26 protein-coding genes and 1 pseudogene are annotated in these 26,276 nt (G+C 39.3%); 8 read left to right on the top strand and 19 right to left on the bottom strand.

Translation table 11 applies throughout. The features are described from left to right. The first annotated feature begins 102 nt into the window (after positions 1-102). Positions 103-279, top strand: a complete 177-nt coding sequence (locus tag Selli1_RS01960; RefSeq protein WP_171028019.1) for a hypothetical protein — start codon at positions 103-105, stop codon at positions 277-279. 300 nt (positions 280-579) lie between these two features. Here Selli1_RS01960 and Selli1_RS01955 read toward each other — a convergent pair whose 3' ends face one another. The 3 genes from Selli1_RS01955 to Selli1_RS01945 all read right to left on the bottom strand — a co-directional run bounded on the left by Selli1_RS01955 (position 580) and on the right by Selli1_RS01945 (position 1,699). Beyond that, positions 580-1,011, bottom strand: a complete 432-nt coding sequence (locus Selli1_RS01955; RefSeq protein ID WP_054335625.1) for a hypothetical protein — start codon at positions 1,009-1,011, stop codon at positions 580-582. A 7-nt stretch (positions 1,012-1,018) separates the two neighbouring features. Further along, positions 1,019-1,231 (bottom strand): sporulation initiation factor Spo0A C-terminal domain-containing protein, encoded by a 213-nt coding sequence (locus Selli1_RS01950; RefSeq protein WP_054335624.1) that lies wholly within the window; start codon positions 1,229-1,231, stop codon positions 1,019-1,021. Positions 1,232-1,381: 150 nt separating this feature from the next. Next, positions 1,382-1,699 (bottom strand): type II toxin-antitoxin system RelB family anti-toxin, encoded by a 318-nt coding sequence (locus Selli1_RS01945; protein ID WP_054335623.1) that lies wholly within the window; start codon positions 1,697-1,699, stop codon positions 1,382-1,384. A gap of 179 nt (positions 1,700-1,878) precedes the next feature. Between Selli1_RS01945 and Selli1_RS01940 the strand changes: the two genes are divergently transcribed. Then, entirely contained in the window at positions 1,879-2,085 is a 207-nt protein-coding gene (locus Selli1_RS01940) for a DUF6219 family protein (RefSeq protein WP_054752894.1), read from the top strand. A 75-nt stretch (positions 2,086-2,160) separates the two neighbouring features. Here Selli1_RS01940 and Selli1_RS01935 read toward each other — a convergent pair whose 3' ends face one another. From Selli1_RS01935 to dinB, 5 genes are all read right to left on the bottom strand, one after another. Further along, positions 2,161-2,532, bottom strand: coding sequence for a hypothetical protein (locus tag Selli1_RS01935; protein WP_054335661.1), 372 nt, complete (start codon positions 2,530-2,532; stop codon positions 2,161-2,163). Between the two features lie 9 nt (positions 2,533-2,541). Next, the gene (locus Selli1_RS01930; protein ID WP_054335622.1) at positions 2,542-3,114 is read right to left on the bottom strand and encodes an ArpU family phage packaging/lysis transcriptional regulator; all 573 of its coding nucleotides are present in this window, start codon (positions 3,112-3,114) and stop codon (positions 2,542-2,544) included. A 250-nt stretch (positions 3,115-3,364) separates the two neighbouring features. Further along, the gene (locus tag Selli1_RS01925; protein WP_054335621.1) at positions 3,365-3,604 is read right to left on the bottom strand and encodes a hypothetical protein; all 240 of its coding nucleotides are present in this window, start codon (positions 3,602-3,604) and stop codon (positions 3,365-3,367) included. A 12-nt stretch (positions 3,605-3,616) separates the two neighbouring features. Continuing rightward, positions 3,617-3,829: a LexA family protein gene (locus tag Selli1_RS01920; RefSeq protein WP_117457280.1), complete on the bottom strand. Its 213-nt coding sequence runs from the start codon at positions 3,827-3,829 to the stop codon at positions 3,617-3,619. Between the two features lie 14 nt (positions 3,830-3,843). Beyond that, complete coding sequence (gene dinB, locus Selli1_RS01915; protein ID WP_117942940.1) at positions 3,844-5,091, bottom strand: DNA polymerase IV; 1,248 nt, start codon at positions 5,089-5,091, stop codon at positions 3,844-3,846. Positions 5,092-5,349: 258 nt separating this feature from the next. Between dinB and Selli1_RS01910 the strand changes: the two genes are divergently transcribed. Beyond that, positions 5,350-6,018 (top strand): S24 family peptidase, encoded by a 669-nt coding sequence (locus tag Selli1_RS01910; RefSeq protein WP_281872169.1) that lies wholly within the window; start codon positions 5,350-5,352, stop codon positions 6,016-6,018. Positions 6,019-6,075: 57 nt separating this feature from the next. Continuing rightward, positions 6,076-6,276 (top strand): helix-turn-helix transcriptional regulator, encoded by a 201-nt coding sequence (locus Selli1_RS01905; protein ID WP_054335619.1) that lies wholly within the window; start codon positions 6,076-6,078, stop codon positions 6,274-6,276. 58 nt (positions 6,277-6,334) lie between these two features. On the opposite strand, the gene Selli1_RS01900 is transcribed toward Selli1_RS01905, so the two are convergent. Beyond that, positions 6,335-6,766, bottom strand: coding sequence for a flavodoxin family protein (locus Selli1_RS01900; RefSeq protein WP_054335660.1), 432 nt, complete (start codon positions 6,764-6,766; stop codon positions 6,335-6,337). After that, positions 6,766-7,137, bottom strand: a complete 372-nt coding sequence (locus tag Selli1_RS01895; RefSeq protein ID WP_054335618.1) for an MmcQ/YjbR family DNA-binding protein — start codon at positions 7,135-7,137, stop codon at positions 6,766-6,768. The genes Selli1_RS01900 and Selli1_RS01895 overlap by 1 nt, the downstream gene beginning before the upstream one ends. Before the next feature lie 249 nt (positions 7,138-7,386). On the opposite strand from Selli1_RS01895, the gene Selli1_RS01890 reads away from it, so the two are divergent. The 3 genes and pseudogenes from Selli1_RS01890 to Selli1_RS01880 all read left to right on the top strand — a co-directional run. After that, positions 7,387-7,710: a MobC family plasmid mobilization relaxosome protein gene (locus Selli1_RS01890; RefSeq protein WP_015528451.1), complete on the top strand. Its 324-nt coding sequence runs from the start codon at positions 7,387-7,389 to the stop codon at positions 7,708-7,710. Next, positions 7,677-9,056, top strand: a complete 1,380-nt coding sequence (locus Selli1_RS01885; RefSeq protein WP_117942941.1) for a relaxase/mobilization nuclease domain-containing protein — start codon at positions 7,677-7,679, stop codon at positions 9,054-9,056. Before Selli1_RS01890 ends, Selli1_RS01885 begins: the two co-directional genes overlap by 34 nt. 43 nt (positions 9,057-9,099) lie before the next feature. After that, a pseudogene (locus Selli1_RS01880) lies at positions 9,100-9,606 on the top strand (DDE-type integrase/transposase/recombinase); the annotation flags it as partial. A gap of 349 nt (positions 9,607-9,955) precedes the next feature. Here Selli1_RS01880 and Selli1_RS01875 read toward each other — a convergent pair. The 6 genes from Selli1_RS01875 to Selli1_RS01850 form a co-directional block, all read right to left on the bottom strand. After that, the gene (locus tag Selli1_RS01875; protein WP_117942942.1) at positions 9,956-10,852 is read right to left on the bottom strand and encodes an alpha/beta hydrolase family protein; all 897 of its coding nucleotides are present in this window, start codon (positions 10,850-10,852) and stop codon (positions 9,956-9,958) included. 214 nt (positions 10,853-11,066) lie between these two features. Beyond that, positions 11,067-12,776 carry an ABC transporter ATP-binding protein gene (locus Selli1_RS01870; protein WP_117942943.1) on the bottom strand — a complete coding sequence of 570 codons (1,710 nt, stop codon included), beginning with the start codon at positions 12,774-12,776 and terminating at the stop codon, positions 11,067-11,069. Then, a complete protein-coding gene (locus Selli1_RS01865) occupies positions 12,763-14,532 on the bottom strand; it encodes an ABC transporter ATP-binding protein (RefSeq protein ID WP_281872167.1) in 1,770 nt (589 codons plus the stop codon). The genes Selli1_RS01870 and Selli1_RS01865 overlap by 14 nt, the downstream gene beginning before the upstream one ends. Before the next feature lie 4 nt (positions 14,533-14,536). Beyond that, a complete protein-coding gene (locus Selli1_RS01860; RefSeq protein ID WP_281872166.1) occupies positions 14,537-16,009 on the bottom strand; it encodes an ABC transporter ATP-binding protein in 1,473 nt (490 codons plus the stop codon). Continuing rightward, on the bottom strand, positions 16,006-16,731 hold the full coding sequence (locus Selli1_RS01855) for an energy-coupling factor transporter transmembrane component T (protein ID WP_008688120.1): 726 nt from the start codon (positions 16,729-16,731) through the stop codon (positions 16,006-16,008). The genes Selli1_RS01860 and Selli1_RS01855 overlap by 4 nt, the downstream gene beginning before the upstream one ends. Continuing rightward, positions 16,728-17,336 carry an MptD family putative ECF transporter S component gene (locus Selli1_RS01850; RefSeq protein WP_117942946.1) on the bottom strand — a complete coding sequence of 203 codons (609 nt, stop codon included), beginning with the start codon at positions 17,334-17,336 and terminating at the stop codon, positions 16,728-16,730. Before Selli1_RS01850 ends, Selli1_RS01855 begins: the two co-directional genes overlap by 4 nt. 180 nt (positions 17,337-17,516) lie before the next feature. Between Selli1_RS01850 and Selli1_RS01845 the strand changes: the two genes are divergently transcribed. Beyond that, positions 17,517-18,485 (top strand): helix-turn-helix transcriptional regulator, encoded by a 969-nt coding sequence (locus Selli1_RS01845; protein WP_270399218.1) that lies wholly within the window; start codon positions 17,517-17,519, stop codon positions 18,483-18,485. Positions 18,486-18,628: 143 nt separating this feature from the next. On the opposite strand, the gene Selli1_RS01840 is transcribed toward Selli1_RS01845, so the two are convergent. Genes Selli1_RS01840 through Selli1_RS01830 form a run of 3 tightly spaced genes read right to left on the bottom strand, consistent with a single transcriptional unit; the run spans position 18,629 to position 26,264 of the window. Then, positions 18,629-19,699, bottom strand: coding sequence for a Gfo/Idh/MocA family oxidoreductase (locus Selli1_RS01840; RefSeq protein WP_118018848.1), 1,071 nt, complete (start codon positions 19,697-19,699; stop codon positions 18,629-18,631). Then, positions 19,700-20,791, bottom strand: coding sequence for a saccharopine dehydrogenase NADP-binding domain-containing protein (locus Selli1_RS01835; RefSeq protein ID WP_117457270.1), 1,092 nt, complete (start codon positions 20,789-20,791; stop codon positions 19,700-19,702). It abuts the gene before it with no gap. Positions 20,792-20,819: 28 nt separating this feature from the next. Next, positions 20,820-26,264 (bottom strand): non-ribosomal peptide synthetase, encoded by a 5,445-nt coding sequence (locus Selli1_RS01830; protein ID WP_281872165.1) that lies wholly within the window; start codon positions 26,262-26,264, stop codon positions 20,820-20,822. Positions 26,265-26,276 lie beyond the last annotated feature (12 nt).

Here is a 26,276-nt window from a genome sequence, read left to right as displayed (position 1 = left end):
GTACGAGAAAGCCATGTCCCGTTCTCGTGGAAAGAGGTCCTCTGCATGACTTCTCCAAATCTTATTCCTGTGGTATACTCCTCCTAAAGGAGGGCTGTATATATGGATCCAAGTACAGAGAAACTGCGAAAAAAATATATGGATAATCCGCCGGAAGGAATGACATCCGAGGACATTCGCCGTATGAGCGAGGATGATCTTCTGGATATGGATTATTTCTTAAATGAAGATGATCCATTTGACGATGGTTTTGGCGAAGAAGGTTTCTATATCTTCTGATCCTGCCAACGTCTTATTGTCATACCCAAACGCACGTTTATCTAACATATGTTCGATGAACATGCGTTCTTTTTTTGACTGCTCCAAAAACGCAATTTCCTATAAAGCAAAAAAAAGCCCCAGTAGTTTTTTCTTAACTACTGAGACTTTCGTCTCTTTCTTGTATTCAGTTATCTATGCCCTCTTTCATCAGCATAATCATTGTATCAGGATAAAGTTCACAAAGTATCCGCAATACGTTCCCATAAGTTCATGTCATTATTAGAATCGTACATATTTCAGTGTAAAAAGTTCACCGTGTTATTCTTCTACTTCTTTTCCATCTATATATATTTGAAATTTATCAGGATTATTGACAACATCATAGTCCTTTCCATATTCTACAGGTCTGTATTCGGCTGTCATTACCGATTCCCCGTCTTCAATATCCTCTTTCCATAAATAGATGTTCATATCAAGGCTCGTCGCATATCCCCTGTCTGTAGAGAATTTTGTCGAATGAAAAGAATCATCCTTGTACATCTGCAAAAGTTCTCTTGCAAACGCTTCCCTATCCTCAATATTTTCCCGATTAGCGACCACAGTTAAATTTTCATCCCGATTTATGGAAAATGTTCCTACTACATCCGGTTCACCTCTCTTATGACCGGATTCAGTTTTCCCATAAATACTTCCTGCAGCAATTATCAAGATCACTGCTCCTGTTATCACTGCAATTATCTTTTTCTTCATATTTTCATTAATTTCCTTTTAATTGTTTTACTGCGTAATTGATTACTTCTTCCGGTGTGGGTCTGTCTCCTTTAAGTGTCATTTTCTTCCATTTTTCCTGCACAGCTGGATCAGGATTATCAAAGCCTGCATCTATGGCTATCTGCATTTCTCTTCGTACTTCTTCTGGTGTTGTGTTGTACTTTTCTGCAATCTTCTCATAAATAGTTTTCTCTCTCATTCATTTTCCTCCAATATAAAAAGAATTACATCTTGTTCTATGGAACTAATTTAGCATATTTCTATCGTCATGAAAAGACACTTTTCAACTTAAAGCTGGATAAAGGGGCAAAAAAAAGAAGAGCTACTTGCTCTTCCCAGTTTTGTCATATTATTCTTCCAATAATGTATGGATTACTTTGATAATTTTTTTCTGCTCTTTGATCGGAAGTTTTTCTATTTTCTCTGCCAGCTCATTGGTAACACCTGTAACTGAATGTGCCACAACATCAATCAAAAGAGTATCTGCAGAAACATCTAATGCATTTGCAATTGCAACAAAGGTATCCAATTTTGTAACTTTCAAGCCTCTCTCTATTACACTCACATGCGTCGGACTTAAATGTACTAATGCAGCCAGTTCCTCTTGCGTGAGATTTTTTGCTTCTCGTGCTGATTTGATTCGCTGTCCTACTGCTTTCAAATCCATCGTAACACCTCCTCCAGAACGAATAATCGTTCTGAATTTAGTATACTTGTGAATATCTTAAATATACAGAATCGCAAAACCAAGTTCTAATTCTATAGAACTATATTTCAAGATTTTCTTTGCATATTCGTAAAAAAGCGTTATGATAGAATCAGTTAAATCAAAGGAGGTATCAAATCATGAAATCGCATAAATACTGGTCCCTCGGAGCACTTTTCTGTATGTTGGGATGCATTTATTCTGGAATCAGAAAATCTATGACTGCACATAAATATTTTGCCTATTCTTCATTGCTTTGTATGGGCATGTCCATTTATTCCGGTCACAAACTGGTTTCTCCAAAGAAGAAAAAAATCACTGAATCAAATAATAGTGAGAATAGTTAAACAAAAAACTGACCTTTATTCATCAAAAACGAAGTTGCTGGAGAGTATTTTTCTCCAGCAGCACTTTCTTCATCTTTAAGCCATTGAAACACAATACTGTCCAATCAGCTTCGTCCAACTATTATATTTATTCTTTTCACACACCTTTCGGCAAATTTCATTTTCCATCAGTACACAGAACATCTTATCATAATCAAATGCCCAGACAGCACCATTCACATGGTTTTCCACTGCTTTCTGATCTATGTGCTTTAAGCGTGTGACCATTTTTTCAATTTCTCCATTTCCCAAGTTACCGATATTTTTACAGATAAACCGAAAGAAATTCAACGTTGCATATTCGTCATGCCAATGGAATTCTTCTGGATTGTTTTTAATTTTACTGGCTCGCTGCTGTTCTTTGATTATCTGATCAGCTACACCCTTCATCGAATCTTCGTATCTCATATTATTCACCTACTCTTCCTCAACGCCCAGTGATGGTTTAAATCTTTTATCTTTTGCCTGCGGTACCACTATCTCATAAAAATAAAATCCTAAATATCCAAGTGCCTGCTTCTTCATTTTATAAAAAGAAGTCCTGCCTACGCCTAACTCCTGCTGTACTTCCACATCTGTCTTATTATAATGACTGCAAAAGCAGGAATGAAGAATCTCACTGAGCATCACACCATTCGGTGCATAGAACTTTACCAGTGTCATTCCACGATAGATCATATCTGACAAGCCGTAAATAATCATCAGGTTATTCATTTCCCGGTGCATCTTTGGCACATTCAGCTGATTGTTATAAATGCTCAGATAACTCAACGCATATGCCATATCTTCATTGATTTTCTCCTGGCACTCCATATCCAATTCTTCTAACACAATCTGATTTTCCAAAATCAATTTCTGATAGCTTGTCATCAGTTCCTTGATATCTGTATAATGTCTCTCCATCGTTACTTCCAGATAATCCTGTGCATGGCTTGCCATCTGGAAGGTAATCTCTTTCATTGATTTAATTGCATAATCTCTGTCTGTCATCAGTTTCAAAATCTCCTTATCATCATCACACTAACTGGCGGTCTTTCAGACCAGTTCGCTTTCCCCATGATTTTGATGGGAAGCAATTACTTACTACAACTTGCAGAAGCGGATATCCAAAAGGCATTGTGGGAGCTGCCTTTGCTGACCGGAATCCATCTTCTTATGTAAAACCTACAGGAATATAAAGGGAAAGTGACTATCCCTGCCGGTTAATAATCCAAATAATATCGTCTATACCAATCTCTCCTTATGCTGTTTTTCTCTCCATAAACCATTTATCCACTTCATAAAACAAATGGCTTTCCTGTCCCTGTATCATACAGGTATACATCATTCCTACACCGCCTGCCTTTCTGCTGGCACATCGCTCAATTTTCAAAATTCTGTCAATGTTATATTTTCTTCCATCTTCCCAGGTGAAAAATATAGGAACCAGTTTTCCGTCTTTCCGAAACTCTGCCACTACATCTACATACACTTTATTCATACCGACACCTCACTATAAGATCTCTATTGCTCTTGGCGATGCCGGAATCCTTCGGATATATCCGTTTTGTTCCAACTGCTTAATTCTGGAAAAAGCAGATGACGTTGATCTTACTCCGATCAGTTTTCCAAATTCCCGAACTGTCGGCGGATATCCATGCTCCTTCGTATAATTCAAAATGCACTGATAGCTTTCTTCCTGTTTTCTGGTTAATGTCTGTTTCAAATCTATCCCTCCCATTATCCATGAAAATAACTGTGTGGATGAACTGTATGTGTACCAGCGTCCAAGTGGGATAAGACTTTATCCTGATACATAACTGCTCTCTGTATACTGAAATAACCAAACCGTCGTCTGATCTCATCTACAGTGCGATCCATCTTTTCCAATTTTTCCTGTTTCTCTTGATTACCAAAAAGTTCCAACTGGACGGGAATATCATCCAACACAAGATCTACTGCTCGAATACCAAGGCTTCTGATTGGATGCTCCCATTTATAATAATCCTTAAACAATTGAAATGCTGCTGTAACAATCTCATCTGTTATATTTGTTGGATGATGTAATTGTTTCTGCCTCGAAAAACGAAACAAGCCATTGTCTCGGACCGTAATTTCTATCGTTTTGCATTTAAAACCATGTTTTCTTAATCTTGCTGCAACGCTTTCTGCCAGTGCCATCTGAATGATCCAGACATCCAGATCATCTTCTAAATCTCTTGGAGTTGTGGTACTATTACCAATTGACTTCACCGGAGCTGTATACCCATCTTTGCAAACTGGATCATCGTCCCAGCCATTTGCAAATGACCATAACACAATTCCCATCTTTCCAAAATGGCTTTCTAACATTGCTTCATCACTTTCTGCAAGTTCCCCAATGGTTCGAATCCCCAGCTTCTGAAGTTTCTTCCGAGTCTGTCTTCCAACATAAAGCAGATCCGATGCAGGAAGCTGCCAAATCATACTTTTATAATTCTCCCGGTTAAACTCTGTAATCGCATCTGGCTTTTTGTAATCTGAACCAAGTTTCGCATAAATCTTATTCCAGGAAATTCCAATACTTACCGTTACACCCAGTTCGTATTTAATCCGATGGCTGATTTCTCTTGCAATCGTTATTCCGCTTCCTTTCAGATTTCTACTGTCTGATACATCCAGCCAGGCTTCATCAATCCCATATGGCTCGATCTTGTCCGTATACTCCGAATAGATTTCTCTTGCCATCTGTGAAAATCTCAAATACAAGTCCATCCGTGGTGGCACAAAAATGATTTCCGGACAAATCTGTTTTGCCTGCCATAATGCCATTCCGGTCTTTACACCTTTTCGCTTTGCAATATAATTTGCTGTCAGCACAATTCCATGTCTGGCTTCCGGATCACCGCCAACTGCAAGAGGCATTCCGGCAAATTCCGGGTGATGCAGCATTTCCACACTTGCATAAAATGAATTCATGTCGCTATGAAGAATTGTCCTGTCTCCCATTAACTCCACCACCTTCTCTCTGTTTGGTTTATTGTCTTATCAATTTCTGTATGCTTAGTATATATCTCCGTATTGGAGATAGTCAAGCGACATCTTGGTCGTATTATCTCCTTTTCGGAGATTTTTCTTGATTTTTGATTTTATTCGGGTTATAATGCATATAGAAAAATCAAAAAGAAATGAGGCGAACATATGCGTGCTTTCGGAGAAGTATTAGTAGAAAACAGAAAAAGGAAAGGCTACTCCCAGGCGGATCTGGTGGACTTACTTGCTCAGGAAGGAATTGAAGTTACTACGAAAGCAGTCTCCAAATGGGAAAATCTAACAAGAGAACCCTCCTTACACACAATCCTGACAGTTTGTCAGATTTTAGATATTGAAGATATATACGAAGAATTTTTAGGTGAAAATCCATTTGATCATGTCATGGAAAATTTGAATGAAGACGGCAAAGCTAAGATTATTGAATTTGCCAATCTTCTGCGGGCGTCCAGAAAGTATCTTCCGCATAGAGCCGATATCATTCCATTTGAAAATTATCAGCCGATTGCAGTAGAGCCAGCTTCTGCCGGTACTGGAAATTATATTGAAGACAGTGTAAAAGAAAGTTACAATGTCGGTCATCTCGCACCTGAAAAGACGGATTTTGGAATCCGTATATCTGGTGACAGTATGGAACCAATGTATCATACCGGAGATGTTGCATGGGTTCATAAACAAGACAGTATCTCCAACGGTGAAATCGGTATCTTCTATCTCAATGGCAATACCTATATCAAAGAGCTACATGACGGTCCGGATGGAGTTTATCTAGTTTCATTGAATGAAAAGTATCATCCAATCCAGATTTATGAATCTGATTCTTTTAAAATCTTTGGGAAAGTAATCGGAAAATGCAAAGGAGCAGAAATCCCTGGTTTTCATTAAAGATCAACTGCAGACTTCTAGCCTGCTCTTGCTGAAAATAATAAAGGAAGTGATAAAATGGCAATTAACAACACACTTAAAGATATCCGTGAAGAACGAAATCTCGTTCAGGCAGATCTTGCAAAAGCTGTCGGTTCTTGCAGTGATACCATCGGACGCATTGAGCGTGGTGAGCGAAATGCCTCTCTCGAAATTGCAATCCGTCTGGCACATTATCTGAAAATGCCAGTAGAAGAGATTTTTCAAATTGAAGACTGAACCGCAAATATCAGAAAACCGAGGACTGTTCCCCGGTTTTTCTTTTTCGCTAAACTATTTAGAGTCCTTTTACAAACTCAACTGCATTTTTTATATCTTTTCCATCTGGATGTCCTTTTGCTATACCACCCACCAGTTTAAATGGGCCAAATGTGTCATAGCCCTTGCATCCGAATTTTCCGATTGCTGTAGAATGCTTCTTGCCCAAAATCTGCTCTATGGATTTATAATTCGCACTTCCACCATAAGTACAGATCAGAAATACCCCTTTGTCGTCCGGTAGATTCTTCTCTGCAAATCCCAATATCGACTGATGAAATTTTGAAAAATAGATTCCTGATGCAAACCCAATCGTATCATAACTGCTCAGATCTGCATCTGGCTGTTTTACAGCATCAATCAAATCAACCTGACACTCTTCTGCAATGCTCTTTACTAATTTCTCTGTGTTTCCATGATGCACAGATGAATATACGATTACCTTTCTCATCATTCTTCCTTTCCTCTATTCCCATCAATCATATCATAGCTCATATCCAAAAAATCTAATGTCTTTGCTTCACTTACTGAACCATCCAGTAAAATTGTGATCCAGTGCTGTTTGTTCATATGGTATCCTGGCAAAAATCCAAAGGTCTGAATAATCATACTTGTCATTTCCGGATCACATTTTACATCCATAATATCGACAAATTCATTTCCTTCTAATCCTAGTTTGCATTTTTCAACGCTCATGACCACAGCATACCATTTTCCATTCTTATGTCGCAACACAGCATTATCTGGTGATTGTGCCCATAAATACTCCGGCATCGTACCATACTGTTTCTTCACATATTCAAAAATTTCTTCTTTCTTCACAATCTATTCAACTCCTGATTCTCCTGATATCCTGCCCATAATCATACCATATTTTCACTTCCCGTGCTACCTGCCAAATTCTTTTGCATTTTCCCGGTTCTCCTGACTTTAACTAATAGAGGGGTAAAACAGCAAGGACAGGAAGTGAGGATACACTTCCGGGAAATCCCAATTTAGGGTACCCTGCCCTAAATTGAAAAACGTTGAAAGCAACGATACTACTGTCCTCTCAGAAAGGAGAACCCACCAATGGCTGAAAGAAAGAGAAACAAAGAAATCCATTTTTATGTCACCGAAGAAGAAAGGAAGCTTATACGCAGGAAGATGATAGAATCAAAAACCAAAAACATGGGAGCTTATCTGCGTAAGATGGCAATCGACGGTTACATCGTCAACACCGATACCACCCCACTGAAGAAACAGTATGAGGAAATGCACAAGATTGGTGTAAATATCAACCAGATTGCAAAAAAGGTAAATACCACCGGAGATCTATATCCAGAAGAAATGCAAGAATTGAAAGAGATGGTGAAAGAATTATGGCGTATCTTAAAATCTTCCCCATTAAGGTAACTGACAAGAAAGCTCTGGACTATATTACAAATCCAGATAAGACAGATGAAAAACTGTTAGTTTCCAGTTTTGGCTGTTCCCCGGAAACTGCAGATCTTGAATTTTCTATGACAAGAGAAATGGCAAAAAAGAATGGAATGGATAAAGGCGATAACCTGGCATTTCATCTGATCCAATCATTTAAACCTGGAGAAGTTGATGCCGAAAATGCCCATCGCTTAGGTCAACAATTTGCTGACGAAGTGCTGAAAGGAAAATATGAGTACGTGATCAGCACACACGTTGACAAAAATCATATTCACAATCATATCATCTTCAACGCTGCAAGCTTTGTTGATCATCACAAGTATGTTTCCAATAAGCGGAGCTACCATAAACTCTGCAGAATCAGTAATCGTATCTGCCATGAAAATGGACTTGCCACCAGCATGCCAACCGGAGAAAAAGGTAAAAGCTATAAAGAGAACATGGAATATCATCGTGGCACCAGTTGGAAAGCCAAGCTACGTGTCGCAGTTGATAAATCAATCTGGACTTCCATCAACTATGAGGAATTTCTGCAAAAGATGCAGTTAGCCGGATATGAAGTCCGGCAGGGAAAGCACCTGTCCTTCCGTGCACCGGAGCAGAAGAACTTCACTTATATGAAATCTCTCGGAAGCTATTATTCCGAAGAAAATGTTCGCATCCGTCTGGCTAAAAATCGTAACAAAGTAAAAACTCCAAGGCATCTGTCCAGAGAAGCTCGCCTGTATATCAATATTTCCACCTATGTAACAACAGGAAATCGTGAAGGATTTGAACGATGGGCAAAACTCAATAACCTGAAAGAAGCGGCTCGTACCTTCAACTATCTTTCTGAAAATAACCTGCTGAATTATGAAGATTTCCAGCAGCATGTTTCTGACATTGAAGCTTCTGTTAAAGCTGCCGATCAAAGAATAGCACAAATCAACAGTGAGCTGAGCACGCAGAAAGTCATTCAGAAACACTGCGATTCTTACCGGCTTTGTCGTAAAGTAATTGAAGATTGTAAATCTGCTAAAAATCCAAAAGCATACCGCACCAAACATCAGGCAGAATACCAGCTCCACGATTCACTAAAAAAAAAGCTTCAGGATCTCGGCGTTACCAAAATCCCAAGCTCTAATAAAGTCCAAAAGCTGATTGAAAATCTTGAATCTGAACAGGCTACTACTGTCCGGGAAAAGCAAGAATTACAGAAAAAACAAAAGACACTGGATATCATTCAGCAGAATTTCACTGCACTGCTCGATGCTCCTGAAATCAATTCAGACTTACTTCCGGCAAAACGGAAACCTGTTTCTGTCACAAGAGATAAATAAGATTGCACTGACAACTCAATTATTGTCTTCTAAATCTTCCTAGCTTCAGGACAATGGCAGCATTAAAAATGGGGAAGTATCGGCATCTACCATTAACCAACCAGTATATCAACCAGCTGGCAGTCCAGTTTAAAACATCCACAAACCCTGATATGCGCCGTTATGAAAGACCTCACGTCAATGAATCTGGTGCGGAGATTCCAGTGTGGGACCTTATTTAAAAACTGACGATGGTAAGAAACACCAGGTATATATCATTACGCTGATTGATGATGCCAGCCGCCTCATTGTCGGCATTGATGTCTTTTTTCACGGTAACTTTGTAAATCTTATGTCGGTCATTAAGTCTGCCGTTGCAAAATACGGCCGACCACAACTTTTTAACTTTGATAATGGCAGAAGCTATAAAAACAAGCAGATGGAACTGCTTGCAGCCCGGATCGGTTCTGTCATCCATTATGATCAGCCATACTCCCCGACACAGAAGGCAAAAATTGAGCGCTGGTTCCGCACCATGAAAGATCAGTGGATGGCAGGGCTTGATATCAGATAGTTTCATTCACTGGATGAACTCAGAGGAAATCTGGTTTGGCATTATAAACCGACGTCTTCTTAAAAGAAAAAGCTATCGCTCTATAGAGGAACTAAAAGCGGGTATCCTGCGCTTTGTAGAGCAATATAACGTTATGGCAAAGCCTTTTAAGTGGACTTATAAAGGTGTGCCTTTGACAGTTTGATATTACTTAATTATTAATGCAACCATGTACTAGTTAATCCAATTTCTAGCTATGAATAATGTTCTTATTTATTCTATCCATCTTAATTTATATTACTAAAAATTTCAGTATAATTAAATATGGTGACTACGCCTGCAGTACTGTAGCCGCTAGAAATTCAACTCATTCCAAGAAATTTTTTATAACCTCAAATGTAGCATCTTCAGCAATTTCTTTTCCATTAATTTTTTTTCTTGTCGGATAATGCCCTGCATCATTTTTCAACCAGAACAGTACTTTTCTATTGATTATTTTGCTTCTATTCGAATACAATGACTGCTTTAACGTTACCATATCATCTCTTTCATTTTGCATAACAAGAATCTCACCTTGAAAATGGTTAATTCCGTCCACCCCCGTGTATTTTGCTATTTCCCCATATTTTACAATTCCCATTATGTATATCCACACTTGAACCAAATAAGATAGTCCTTTTATTGTCTTTTGTAAGCATGAACTGACATATGAACTGGGATGATTAAATCCAGATATAATAATCGACTTACTTACACCTAAATTATCAAAATTTAGCAGCGCAGCCACCGCATATGCGCCTGTACTATGACCAACCAACTCAATTTCCATATTGAGATTCATACTCTCTACATATTTTATTGCACTTTGAGCATCTAGCAAAAATTGTGAAAATCCGCCTATTTTCTTTCCCTGGCTCATACCACAGCCAGTCATGTCATAAGCAAAAACTGAATACTTTCTTTTTACGAATTCTTCTATTTCTATTTCATAATCTTTATATGTTACTCCATATCCATGAACTAATACTATTATTTTTTCAGATAATTTATTATCTTTAGCATTCCAAAAGATATAGCCTTTAAGCTTATTTTTACCAGACACAAATTCAACTTCTTTTTGATGAATCCAATCTGGGATTACCATCTTTGGTCCTTTTTGTTCAATTCTTTTTCCAAATTGAATTTCTATTCCCACGCACGCTATTACAAAACTAATAAATACTAAAAATCCAAAAACACCTATAACAATATAGGAAATCTTCATAATTTAAACTCTTCCTCCATCGCTGTGACGGCGCAAAAAACACTGATAATGTTTCATTCTGTTACATTTAATTTAACAAGAACCCTATTCTTTTGCTAATTACACTTTAGAATCAATTGCGCCGTCAATTTACACTAAATTCTTTTCCACATATCTCTATTCTGCATTTATATTGAACAACAAATTAAATTCTTATTCCCGCACACACATAGCTTTAAGATACATTTTTTTGTTCAGCATCCCACATAGCTGCATACTTCCCGTTCTTTTTTAACAATTCTTTGTGTGTACCAGCTTCGGTAATCCGGCCATCGGAAACCACCAAAATCTGATCTGCATTTTTTACGATGGACAGGGTATGTGCAACCATTACCACTGTTTTTTTCTCTTTCAGCAGATTTGCAATCGCCTGCTTTACTGCCAGCTCGTTCTCAATGTCCAGGGAGGCCGTTGCCTCATCAAGCAGCAGGATTGGGCTGTTTTTCAAAATGGCGCGTGCTATGGAAAGGCGCTGACGTTCACCGCCAGACAGGAGATTACCATTTTCCCCAATCGGCATATCATAACCTTTCTCCATCTTGCGGATAAAGCCGTCACAGTTAGCCTCCCGGCAGGCCACTTCAATTTCTGCGTCCGTAGCATCCGGGCGGGCATAGCGGATATTCTCCCGCACCGTATCATCAAACAGGAACACATCCTGATCCACCATAGAAATCTGGTCTAATACCCGTTCCGCAGCTACATGATTGATCGGTCTGCCCCCTATGGAAATCGTGCCGCCAGATACTTCATAGTATTTTGCAATCAGGTTCAGGATGGTAGACTTGCCGGAGCCGGAATCCCCCACAATGGCGGTCAGCTTCTGATCCGGCACAGTAAAGGAAGCCTGTTTTAACACCGGTTCCCCGGGAACATAAGAAAAGTCCACATGGTCAAATACAATCTCATGGGAGGCTGCCTGTAACGGCTCCATGCTGCCGGTTTCTTCCGGTTCCTTCATCACAGCCATGATTTTATTTTTCGAGATCATCAGATTCTTATAGCTGGTGAGGTCTACAAAAATGGAATTTGCCAGCTTTGCACAGAACAAAGGCAGCATACAAATCAAAAGATAGGACACGGTATCTAAAGTTCCAGCTGCCCAGGGGCCATAGGCCGTCCAGATCACAACCGGACAGGACAGCCAGCTCAAAATACCAAATCCCGCACCAATCGGGAGAACCTTTGCTTCATACACAAAGCTGATCCTGCTAAACTCCTGCATGGCATGGATCACCGTTTTGTTTTTCAGACCGCCAACGCCATAGGCCCGGAAAGTCTGGATACCGGATACATACTCCACAATGCTGCTGACATTCTCCGCACAAATATCGTTCTTCTCTTTTCCATATTTCGCTACCTGCCGGAAGGAAAGCCATAATCCTGGAAACAAAAGCAAGTCAGCAGTCAGTAGAATCAATCCGGCAGGAAAGTAAATCGTCATCACAAAAACGATCAGCATCAGCGACAAGGCAAAATTCTTTGCAATGTCCCCAATCTTATGCGTCAGAATTTTTTCATAATTATTTACATCACTGGTAATTGTATTGATATAATCGCCAGTCTGCCCCCTCGTAAACCGGGAGATCGGGATACGTTTGAGATGGTCGCCCATAAACAGGCGGATATTTTTACTGACTCTGGCACCGCCGATCTGTGCTTTGGTATAGCCATAGCTGTATATCAAAATGCGGAACAGGAAGATGACAGCGATAACAGCTGTCAGTACCAGCACACGGTTCATATCAAACTGACCGTCCCATAAAAACCGCATGACGGAATACAGCAGCATAAACAGGCTTCCAGAGAGCAATCCTTCCAGAACAGTCCCGGCAACACCAATATAAAACTCCCGGTTCTTCTTCCATACGTTATTCGGATTCATTCTGCCCGCCTCCTTCCAGTTGATAAGTAATTCCCCTCGCTGTTTCGTAGTCCTCCCATGCTTTTTGATAGTAAGCGTTCTCTTTCCGTACTTCCTCATGGGTGCCGACATTGGTAATTGTATGGTTCTCTACCACAGCCACACGGTCGCACATTTTCAGGGCGCTCAGCCTGTGTGCTACCACAATGACCGTCCTGCCTTTACAGAGGTTCTGGATGGCCTTATCAATTTCCATCTGATTTTCCGGGTCAGAAGCGCTTGTCGCTTCGTCCAGGATCAGAATGGGGGCATTTTTCAGGATTGCCCTTGCAATGGCGATCCGCTGTTTTTCTCCACCAGAGAAACGGGAGCCGAAACTGCCTACCTTTGTGTCATAACCATCTGGCAGTGACATGATGAAGTCATCAATCTGCGCCTCCCTGGCGGCAGCTCGTACTTTCTCCAGACTGGCGTCCGAGCCCATACGGATATTTTCCAGGACACTGTCACGGGTAAGAAATGTCTTTTGGAATACAATGGCAATATTCTTCAGGATGGTATCGTAGTTCAGTTCATTCACGTTGACCCCGCCGATCAGCACCTCCCCCTCCTGCACATCATAAAACCGGGAGATCAGTTCGATTACGGTACTCTTACCCGCACCGGACTGTCCCACAAGTGCCATGCGTTCCCCATCTTTGATTGTGAGGTTGACTCCCTGCAATACATCCGTTTTTCCATCATAGGAAAAACATACATTTTTAAGTTCAATCTCATGGTTTTTCGGGAAGTCCTTTCCGCCTTCATAAACAGGAACATCCAATATTTCTTTTGTTTTGGTAATGGCACCCAGGACATTCGCAAAGTTTGTCCCCAATTCCTGCAAAGGCCGGATCTCTGTCAGATACATGGAGCCGACATAGACGAACAGCAAAAAAGCGCTGGCCGCCAGGGAGCCCTTCAGGAAGAACATTCCGCCCAGGGGAACCATTAGCAGCATCCCACATTCGATCAGAACCACAAAGGTTGCGTAAGGAGGTCCCATTCTCCGGGATGTTTCATTCCACATGGCATTCTCTTCCTGAATTGCACCTGAAAATTTCTGGAACGACTTGCTCCCCATGTTGTACGCTTTAATCAGCTTCATGCCGCTGATATATTCGATCATCACAGAATTGAGCGTTGTAATGGATCGGTTCGCCCGGTCCATCAGGTCATCTGTATTTCGGAACATAACCCCCATTACCACAACAGCCAGAATCAACGGCACCAGGGAAACCAGTGCCAATGGGATATTTACTGTCATCAAATAGATAAAAATAGCTACCGGCCCTACCATATAGCACACAAGGTCTGGAAGGTTATGAGCCAGGAACAACTCTAATTTTTCAATGTCTTCATTCAGTACTGTTTTGATATCCCCGATCCGCCTCTCATTCATCGTACCAAGAGGAACTTTTGCCAGATGCTCCGCTACCATGCAGCGCACCTTGAACAAAGCGCCGTAAGCACCTTTATGGGCAGCCACACCGGAACACCCAAATAAAACAAAACGCAGGACCACAGAAACGGCAATCATCATAATCGTCTGGACGACAAACTCGTTTGTGCAGTTATGCTGGAAAACGGCATCCATCACACGGTAAATCCCGATATACGGTACAATGATGCATAGGCCGCTTGCCATAGCTAGCAGAATTGCCAGTAGCAGCCAGATTTTCTGCTCACCGGCCCATTGAAGTAGCAATGCAATCCTGTTTTTCTTTTTCTGTTTCATCACTTCACATCTCCTTTCCCCCTGAAACAGAGAACAGTTTCCGGATCTTTGGGAGGAAATCCATCACAACAGGGATGTCATCCGGCATTTCCCCTTCATCAAAATGCAAGACACGTGAGCAGGTACGGCAGACAAATTCAAAATCATGGGTGACAATAAAAATGATTTTTCCCTGTTCGGATAACCGTTTGATCAATCCCGCCACCTGCGCCATGCTGTCAAAGTCCAGTCCGCTGGTGGGCTCGTCGAACACCAGCAAATCTTTTCCACAGATCATGCTGACTGCCACAGCCACCCGCTGCTTCTGTCCACCGGAAAGCGTGTTGGGATGGCGTTCCCGGTAGGTTGTAAGCCCCAGTTCCGCCATGGTTGTTTCTACTAAATCCTGATCCGGGTTTCGAATTCCGAAGGAACATTCTGCCTCCACACTTTCTGCAAACAATTCATAGTTCACATCCTGCATCACCATATAAGAGCGTTTCAGCCTCAACTTGTGTTCTAGCGGCTGACCATTCCAAAGGAACTCACCTTCACAGTCTTTATGAAGCCCGCACAGAGCGCGGGAAAACGTGGTTTTTCCGGCTCCATTATGACCGACAACCCCAATGACTTCTCCCCTTGCGACAGAAAGAGCAATTTGGTGTAGAATCGTCCTCTTTTTATAACGCAGCGTAATATCACGGATTGCTAATGTAGGAGGAAGAACCGTAGGATGGATGGCTGGAGGAAGAACCCTTGTCAGGTCAACTGCCCGCAGCCCCATGTGTTCCCGTTCGGTTTCCGTCAGCCGGAGAAATTCCTCTGACGTAAAAATCCTTGCTATTTCCCCATCTTCCAGATAAACAATGCGGTCTGCCAGCTCCATCAGATAATAGAGCCTGTGTTCCGCAATCAAAATGGTTTTGCCCTGGCTCTTTATCAGCCGCAGATGTTCTTTCAATTCCTGGATGGAAGCCATGTCTAGATTTGAGGATGGTTCGTCCAGCAGATAGATTTCCGGGTTCATTGCATAGACCGACGCAAACGCGATTTTCTGTTTTTCTCCGCCCGACAGTTCAAAAATATTTCGGTTTCGTAGCTTTTCAATATGCAAATCTTTTGTTGTCTGTTCTACCCGTTCCTCCAGTTCCCTTACCGGCCTGGCCTCATTTTCAATTCCAAAGGCAATCTCACTGTCCGTATCCACATTGAAAAACTGTGTCCGGGGATTTTGAAACACAGACCCCACCTTTGCAGCGATCTGATACATGGGCAGGTCACTGATTTCCTGTTCGTCCACTAGCACGCGCCCCTGAAGTTCTCCCTGGTAAAATTGTGGGATCAAGCCATTTACCAGCCTTGTGACCGTTGTTTTTCCGCACCCGCTGCGGCCACAGAACAAGACACATTCCCCGTCTGCAATTTTCAGGCTGATTCCATGCAGACTGTCATGCTCCTGTCCCTCATAAGAAAATGATACATTTTTAAACTCAATCACCCGATCACACCTCCCCGCTTACATAATTCAAAAATAAAGAAAGCAACCGCAAATAACATCGCCGTCCAATCTGCAATCCCGCATTTTATCTGGACAAGACAGGTCCGGGGATTGGGATTCTCGATCCCGCGGGTAACAGAAGCGATAGAAAGCTCGTCCGCTGCCTTGGAGGCCATCATCATCAGCGGAACATAGATACACTCTACTGTCATTCCCGGATGGGAAAGGAATCCGCCCAGGGAGGGCGATACGTCCCGCATACGCATGGCGTCCTTGATAAAATGCCAGTCCTCCTGGACGGTTGGAATATAGCGCAGCATGACCGCAAATGTGATGACAAATTTTTTCGGGGCATGGATTCGGTTCATGGCGGATAAAAATTCGCTGACCTTTGTTGTAAACAAGACTATCCCTGCCAGCATCCCGCAGGCGTAAACCTTGTGAAATAGCCCAAGGAACGCAACAAACATGGTCCGCAGCGTCCCCGTCATAGCCGCCATAATCCAGACTGTCAGTGCACAGACTAATGCATAAAAGCATACCCCTTTTACGGCATATTTCCACTTTCCACAAAGCACTCCTAATACGGCAATCAGCAGGACAAGCGCAAACTGATAGGTAAGAGAAGGCGCGAACATGGAACTCAGTACACACATCAAAATAAGAAAGAGCTTGGCCCGCGGGTCAAGCCAAAGCCCTTTCTGGACGGTGTTACCCATCATGCTGTAATACCCGCTTTTTCGAACTGCTTCTTCAACATTTTGCAGCCCACAAATGCACTGATAGAAGCTGTTACAAGGAGAGTGGCAAACATGGCGATAAAGATTCCCGCATTTGCGGTCGTCTGCATGGTATCGATATAGCTTTGCTCTGTTCCATTTCCCAACATGGTCTGCGCCCACCCCTGGGGATCAGCGAAGAAAACAAGGTACGACCCTGTTCCGCCCAGAGAGAAAAGGATATAGGACAGACTGTTGATCTTCTTGCTCTTGTACTGCTTTGTACCGGCAACAAAATCAGCTACGACAGCCATAATGAGATAGCCCAACGCAAACGCCCAGTGCATACCAGTGACAAACCAGATGATGGCCATGATAACGCCCATGATCGTGACGCTCCAGCGTTTATGTACTTTTGCGATCATCAGCAGATAAATTGGTCCGGCAAGCAAAGCACTCCCGGCAGGCATGAAAAAAGTCAGCACCGGGTTGGTAGCAAAAAAGACGCCTCCTACCATGATGAATACGAACAGAAGCGCAGTAAAAATTCCCGTTGTTACTAAGTCCTTGACAGACAATCCTGCCTTTGCATTTACTTGATTACTCATATTTTTCCTCCTGCTTTCAAGAACGGTTGACCTACCGTCTGAAATCTGTTATATTATGATTAGATGCTACTAACCACGGTCTATATCATACTAATTTTATGGGCGGGCTGCAATACATTACAGGCACATTCGTCTTTTCGTTGCAAAGCTCCGTCCAATCATTGCAAAGGAGGCCGTCATTTGAACAATAACATTATTGCGGATTACTATGAGCCGCTTTTAACAGATAACCATTTTATCCCGGTAGATAGCAATAACCACTTCAATTCTGCCGGACAATGCTGGCAGTTATCGCCTGAATTTGGAGAAGGCTTTTACTGGGTCTATGCGAAGAAAGACCTGTACGACATTAAAATCCATGATTTTTATTTCCATGAGGATTTCTTCATGGAATTTCATTTGCCGGAAGCTCTGAGTATTACTCAGTATGAATCCATCTCTGGCGAAGAATTAAATCCCTACCGGCGGATGTCTGCCGAATGTATCAAAGCCTTTATTGGCGGCTATAAGCCATACAAGGCAATCATCCATAAAAAAATCCCCATCCGGTCTATTGGTATCGAAGTCATGCCTGCATACTATGAGGATTATTTGCAAAAACAATATCCGGGGGACTATATCAGCCCACTTGCAGCTTTCCGGCAGGTTGATCAGACCACAGACTTCCCGGCTATGGCAAAGCTGCTCCATGAGGTAAAGGTCTACCGTGGGGATGGGATTGCCGCAGGACTATTTTATGAAGCAAAAGTGGCCGAGGCCGTATCCCTTGTGGTGGAAGAACAGAAAAAAATTCTCTCCCGCAAGGAGAAACATCTATCCGACCAGGATATAGCACAATTGGAAAATGTGACTGCTTATCTCAATGACCACTATGCGTTTGATATCCCATTGGATCGGCTTGCAAAAATCGCCTGTATGGGAACCACCAAGCTGAAAACATCTTTTAAGCAGTTGCAGGGCTGCACAATCACAGAGTATATTCAACAGCGCCGCATGAGCCAGGCAGAGCATTTGCTGATTGATACGGATTTCACGATAGGACAGATTGCGGAAATGATTGGCTACTCTACTTCTAGCCGGTTTGCGGAATTGTTTCGTAAGAGTACGGGACTCCTGCCCATTGAGTATCGAAAAATGTCTCATCGATAACAGTACAGATATAATTTCATTTCCATCTCATAACCATTGTATTATCTCTGTCGTTATGCACCATAATAATGAAGTCCCCTCAAATCCGTTTAACACTTTTGAGGGGACTTCTTGATTCATAAATATCATTACATCTGAATTATTTATTTTACAATCTCCGATATTTTAATAGGTTTGGTCGTGTATGCATGTATAATATTAGCAGATCCTATACTGTTTCCCAAATCTTTCCATGCCTGACAAACAGATATCAAAAATTGGGCATTGCTGTCCATTTTTTTTCCAAGATAGAAGTCTCTATAAAAATCTTCCAAAAATAGTTTTATACTATCAGGCCATGTATCACTGAACATTTCCCTAAAACATTTTCCTTCGTCATTGTGCATTTCTTCATATACTGGGAGATCTAAATATTCATCGTCTGCTTCTAAATGAAACCCACCATCTGCAGCAATATATTTTCGTATACGTGGTTCCCACATAATATCACTATTCGTTCCAATCATAGTTAAATTTCCACATTCCGTGTATAACGATATTTTATGAAATAAAAGTACGCTGTTTTCCGGATCACTTGGATCCATTTGATTTTGAACATTTATACAGATTGGTATATTATATATCGAACCATATATTATACAAAATGGGGAATTCTTGTACGTTTCTTCTACTCTCTCAAATTTCCATGGTCTTACCCCGCCTATCGCTCTTCCCAAAATATCTATAAGCGGGAAAAGCACATGCACACTACATTCCGCATTAATATATTGCACGTCGTTTTTTTCCCTCAATTTTCCTGCAAGAAAAATAAATTGTTTTACATTGGAAAGTTGCGGATAAAAAGTATTTAGTCTATACATGCAGCAGTTCTTCTGAGCAATCTTAATACACATTATGTAATCATCTATATCAATTGGATGTTCCTGTATCACATTTATACCTTTCTCAAGTAATGAATGCACTATTGTGCTTCCTTCTCCATTTACTACAGTTGATTTTATCACAACGCAGACTACATCCACATTTTCTTTCGTAATCTCATCAATATCTGTATATAGAATTACTCCATATTTTTTTGTCCATTGTTTCGACCATTCGCTTCCTCTCGATAGAATCCCTACAAGTTTATATTTACATTTTATTTTATCTATTGCTCTAATATAGAATTGTCCGAATCCAACCCCACAAACAATTATCCGAAGTCTCTTTTCCATTTACAATTCGCCCTCCTCGTAATTCAAATCATGCTCTTGCATCTTTTTATCATTTTCCTTTAATCCAATTAGTATTTCCTCATTTATCAACGAATTCATGACTATTTCTGCATCCAATATTTCAAATGGCCAATATATGCCTTTTTGACATATTCCCGAACATAATGCTTCAGCACAAAATGCTGCGATTCTTCCATTAATTTTATACGAGTCCAAAGCCTCATATCCATAATTCTTTTTCTCAGTAACAGTTTCTATCTCTAGCCAAATTCTATACCACGTTTTGCTCTCTTCTCTTTTGTTTTCTAGTTTTCTTTTTACATTTTCAGCAAGCCTATTGACATACTCATATTCTTGACTAATCATTAACTTCAAGAGTGCTTCTTGTATTATATTCCTATATTCTGAATTCGTTTGTACATTGTACCAATGCAATTCATCAATTCTACTATATTCCGCACTCAAATAAATTTCGTCTGGCAAATATTCCATTATTTCTGCTGTATCCGGAAAAATTAATGGTACTCTTTCTGTTATATTTTCTGTTTTTTTTATTTGTTGATGTGAATAGTATGAATCAATCTTACCGAATTGAGAAAACGTGCTTAAAAGGAAATCAGCACATGCTGAGGCTGTTATATGTTCGTTACCACCGGCAAAAATATTTACTCTCCTAATTTCACTCTCCTGCTGTTCTTTTCTTATCCATACAGGAAGAATCCCCGATAATCCGGGGAAACTTCCTGCACCAATTATCATAGTGCTTTCATAATTGTAGAGTTCTTCTTTATCTATGCCTATGCCAAATGTATCTATATAATCAATGTTATGCTCACACACTACACTTGCTATCTCTCGTGAAAGGTAATATGACGGTCCAGTGCAGTTAATGACAATACTGCAATTTTGGCAAAACTTTATTAGTTCTTTCCTATTCCGCACATCAACTTGAACATATTCTATATCTGTATCCGCATTCATGTTTACTATTTTTCTCTGACCACATTTCAGCGGATATTTTCCTTTTAAATAATTTACCACATATTGCCCAACACCTCCTCCACATCCTAATATTCCAATCAGCTTATTCACGCTTTTATCACTCCTTTCACAAAAATTGCTACAGCCTCTCTTCTTTCAATATTCTTTCAGCCACTTTATCTGCATATGAACCTGTCATGCAGGTCAAATGCTCCCCTTCTATTAACTCAGATGTTATATTTCCCACTGTGGCTTCTTTCCAAAATCTTTCATTATCCGTGGGTTCAACTGGTAAAAAAGAAGAATTTTTATTGCGACAACTTAATACTAACGCATTTCCTACATAAATACCTGCATCATACATAATTACAGCGCTAAAGCTGTGGCAAAACACTTTGTATAAAGTATCTAATCTTTCCTTTGAATAACCAGATGTTTCTCCTTTAGTCGCAGGAAGTGTATTATACAGCTCTAATAAGCGTTCAGCATGTGTCTTCTTTATGAGTTTACCATAGCACTGACTTACAGGTAAAAATTCTCCTTCCAAACTTACTAGTTCTTCATTAGAAACATTATCTCCATATTTTTCACCTAATTCTTTAATTGCTCTTTTCAATAATTCATCCTCTACTGTATGCCCCACTTTATACGTATCTGCTCCAATTATCATTCCAAAAGCTCTTTCCATCAGTAGCTCATTATTTACCATTCTTCTGCTAGGCGTAGTATCAACGCTTATTAACGAATGCACTGTTTTCCCAGCTTCCGTCAAAATCTTAGCAGTTTCAAGTGCTATAAGTCCTCCCATACAATATCCAACCAAATCGTAGACTTCTTTTTCTGTGTCAATTAATATTTTTGCATACTTCTCACCCAAGAATTGTATCAATTTTTCAGGCTTAACAGATAAGTATTCTTCCATATCATTACACTGCAAAGCCAATAAGCTTCCTTCAGTCGAATGTAAAAAGGGAATCACTTGATTATATGGACTTATTGTACCCGTTCCATCATGTATGAGTACTAATGCTTTATTATTGTTTCCCTGTTTCAAAATTATTAAGCTTTCCTGTTTTTCTTTCGTTTCCTCTGACGGTAAACCTTCCATTAGCTTTTTACTAATTCCTTCAATAGTTGGTGATTCAATTAAAGCGATCATTAGCTTATCCCAATCCCACGCTTTTGCCTCTTCTATCTTTTCTTTCATTTTTGCTACAACTTGTGCGACTAAGAGTGAATCTCCACCTATCTCATAAAAGTTTTCATTTTTCCATATTTTTTCTTTTTTCAAAGCATCACACCATATTTGTGCTATTGCTTTTTCTAAATCTGTCGATGGTGCCTCGCCTTGCTCAGTTGTCTGTGTTAATGTTCCATCTAAATGATTTCTAAGAATATTTCTATCTATTTTCCCATTCGCAGTTAGCGGAAATTCCTTCAGTACCTCTATATGAGATGGCAACATATATTCCGGCAAATTATTTGCCATGTAATTTTTAATTTCACTTGGATCAATTCTTCGCCTTTTTGAATTAAATTTACAAACAAAGACCGTTTGTCCTATTACTTTTAACGTGCTATCCTCCTCCGGAAACGCAGCCAACAATTCTATGTCGGATTTCTTGAATAACTTATTCCATTGATCCTGCTGAAGAAAAATCTGTTCATTTTCTGCTCTAAAATCTTCTACTCCATTTAATCCATTCAGAAATTCTATCGATGTCATCAATGCATAATTATTGCCTGTGGCATCTATAATAATTAGATTTCCATTCGGAGCAGCTATTTCCTTAAACTGCCCTAACACTTTTACCTCATTATTCGCATTGTGAAGTACATTATTGCAAAGTATTACATCAAAATATGATGTTGGAATATCTTGTTTCCAATAATCAATATTGATATCATATAAGCCAAATTTTACCCACGGATATTTTTTAAATCGCTCTTGTGCCTCATTTAAAAATGAACGTGAAATGTCCGTAAATAAATATTCTACATTATATATTTTTAGTGCTTCAATTAAATCTATACTCACTCCACCTACACCAGCTCCAATTTCTAATATCCTGAACTGCTTTTGTGGATATTTTTTTGTGAAATGCTTTACAAGTACCAGCATATCTTCAACTACAACCCTATTAGTACACTTACTAACAATATTATCCTTGTACGCTGCTAATGCTACTTTAAAACTTCCTTTTGGGAAAAATAAGTCTATAGGATCCAGTTTTCCTCGCAATAAAGGTAATAAATTTGTACGCGTTTCTCCAAAAAAATTCATCATTAAATCATTATAATGTACCTTAGAATCAACTTTTAACCACTGTTCCCAAGAATGCTCGGCTAAATCTCTTGTTATCTCTTTCTTAATCCTATACTGATTTTTGTCATTCTTTACAACATATCCTTCCGTTTCTAATGCCTTTAGCCATCTTCTAATCAAAGGTTCATAATATTCATGCACCTTTAATGAATTAAATATCTCTTTTATCGGATACCATGTGTTTCGATCTGTAAAAATTTCTACTTTGTAAAAGGTCGCCAGCATATCATAAATTGCAGTCTCATTAGACGCATGTAGCCAGTCAGCAAAATCTAAGACATTTGCCTCAAACAGATTGCTATCTTGGTTGAAGCTTTTGTTTTTATTTTTTATATCATTTATTTCTGCTGTATTATCAACAACACTTTTTTCTATTTTAGGCTGTACGAAAGCACCTATTATATCGTCATTTTCTGTTGCTGTAACAACAATAGATCCCTCTACATCCTCGCACTGATTTATAACAGATTCCACTTCATTCAACTCCACTCGGTGTCCTCTGATTTTTACTTGATAATCTTCTCGCCCTAAAAATTCAATAACACCATCTGTTCTATATCTTCCCATATCACCAGTGTCGTATAAACGTTCTTCTAGCTCTTTATGGAATACAAATTTCCGGCAAGTAAGAGAATCATCTTTAAAATATCCAAGTGCCAAGCCTTTTCCACTTATATAAATCCTTCCTTTTACCCAATCCGGGCATTCTCTCATTTCATCATCCAAAATATAAAATTTTTGATTTGAGAGCGGTATTCCATAAGGAATACTTTTTTCATATACATAATCAGGATTAATTTCATACGCAATCGACCATATACTTGCTTCTGTAGCACCACCTAAACTAATCATCCTCGAATTACCAAATATTTGTTTCATTCTCTTAGGAAGCTGTACAGGAATCCAATCCCCAGAAAGCATAATAAGTCTTAATTTTTCTACCTTGCGTTTTTTCTCTGCTTCCAAATATGATAACAACATTTGCATTTGTGCCGGAACAGAATTCCAAATAGTAATTTGGTTTTCTAAAAGCAGCGTTCCCCATTCCGAAACATTTTTCTCATCGGTTGGCAGCACCAGTTTCCCACCAACTGCAAATATTCCAAAAATATCAAAAACTGATAAATCAAAAGCTAAATTTGAAATTCCCAGCACACTATCATTTTTTGTAATATTATACCGTCTTATCACATCATTAATTGTGTTCATTGCCGATGCATGTGATATGACAACGCCTTTTGGATTTCCTGTAGTACCGGACGTATATATTATGTATGCGGCCTGATTGGTATTTGTATTAAGTACTTCTACTTCCAGAGCATCCGCAACCACCATATCTTCTACATAAATTTTTTCCGCACAATCCAGTAAATCTATGTTTTTATTCGATGTGATAATAAATTTTGCTTGGGCATCTAATTCTATTTTATTTTTTCTATTTCTTGGTTGTCCTATGTCCACAGGTAAATATGTTCCTCCTGCCAAAAGGACTCCTAAAACAGACGCAATCTGCCATATTCCCTTTTTTAACTCAATTGCAACGATATCTGCAGTCTTTATATTTTTTCTAAGGAGCTCCTTTTTTACAGATGTAGCATATTCACCTAGTTCTTTATATGTATACTCTTTACCATTTGAACACAGCGCAATTTTACTAGGATATTTCTTCACACTTTCGCAAAATCCCTCGTGGAGAAGTTGCGGAATATATGGATAGTTGACTTCCTTTTTTTTTCTAATTTCTTTCATATCAGAAGGCAATTTGATTACATTTTTATCTGCCAACATATTTTGAGTATCAGTATAAATAAGCATTTCAGGAAATGTTCTAAAAGCCATTTCAATCATTTTTTTAGGGAAAGCCTTTTCTCTAACATCCCAATTTACTAATATTCCTTCTTTATATTCCATTACTTGGCAATCTATTAAAACCTGCGGAGTCTGACTGATTTTATAAATTAAGTTTCCTTTATGATTTGTACTCTCTTTTCGTGAAACCATGCTTAGTGTACTTGTAAACACATATGGAATAATTACTTCTTTTTTCTTTAATCTTGTCATCTCTCTTAACACTTCTATGCCACTATACGACATATGTTCCATGTCATTCCATAACTGTTTTTGTATAAACTGTACTCTCTGTATAAATGACAAATTATAATCTTGACATATCTCCAAAATATTTATTTTTGTGAAATCCCCTATGATGCTATAAATATCTGGATGCACTTGCTCACGATTAGCCATAGTAACGTTAATGCTGAATCGTTTCGAATTTGACCAGTATGCTAATACTTCTGCATAGCATGCTAAAATCAGTCCAGATAAAGTGATATTATTATCATCTGCCAGTTTCTGTAACTCCAAATAGCGTTCTTTTTCAATATAAGTATTTAATTGACGAATAGAGGTATCTTTTAAATCTTCTTTAACCGGTAAATCTGGAGCTTCCGGCATTGTTGAAATTCTCTCTTCCCAATACTGTTTATCTTTTTTCATGGTTTCCGAATACTGTGGATGCTTTTGTCTATTATGCTCATAAACAATTACATCTCTAAAAGACAGTTCTTTCGTAAAAGTCTTCTTTTTATCACCAAAATAATTATCCTCCAATTCGTCAACAATAATATTTATACTCAAGAAATCCGCAATTAACATATCTAGCGAAATGTGTAAAATTGTAACGTCCTCTAATTCAGATATTTCCAAATCAAATAACGGCCACTCTCCAACTTTATATTGTTTCATTACCAATCTATCTCGGATTTCATTTAATTTGTTTTTTCTTTCATCTGGTGAAATATCCTCAATTTTCCATTTTTCTATAGCCGGTACTTCGTAATCCTGTAATATTTGTTGTTCTTTATTATTCTTAATCACTGCATGAAGCATATCGTTATTTTTCACAACATTTTCCCATGCTCTTTCCAATTTTTCTAAATCAAGTTTAGGAAATTCGTATTCTGCATAAATTTTACATCCAATTCCACCATATTGATAAGTTCTGTTTCGTCCTATTACATATGCTACTTGTATATCTGTCATTTCAAACGGCAAAAATCTTTGGGTTTTATCGCATACAACTTGACCCTTGTGTGATTTTAAATAGGTAATAATATCATCTTTGTAAGCCTGTAGTTCTTTTCGCGCATCATCATCAATGATACCTTTCGGGCCACTAAATTGAAGCTTATCTTCATTCAAAAATAATTTCACACCTTTTTCTTGGTATTTTAAAATAATTTTTTCTGCTGTCATTTCTTCTCCTTC

Source organism: Sellimonas catena (genome assembly GCF_027924685.1).
GTDB classification, from domain to species: Bacteria; Bacillota; Clostridia; order Lachnospirales; family Lachnospiraceae; genus Sellimonas; species Sellimonas catena.
The sequence above is the reverse complement of the archived record's forward strand: the minus strand, read 5'-3'. Positions and strand labels throughout refer to the sequence as shown.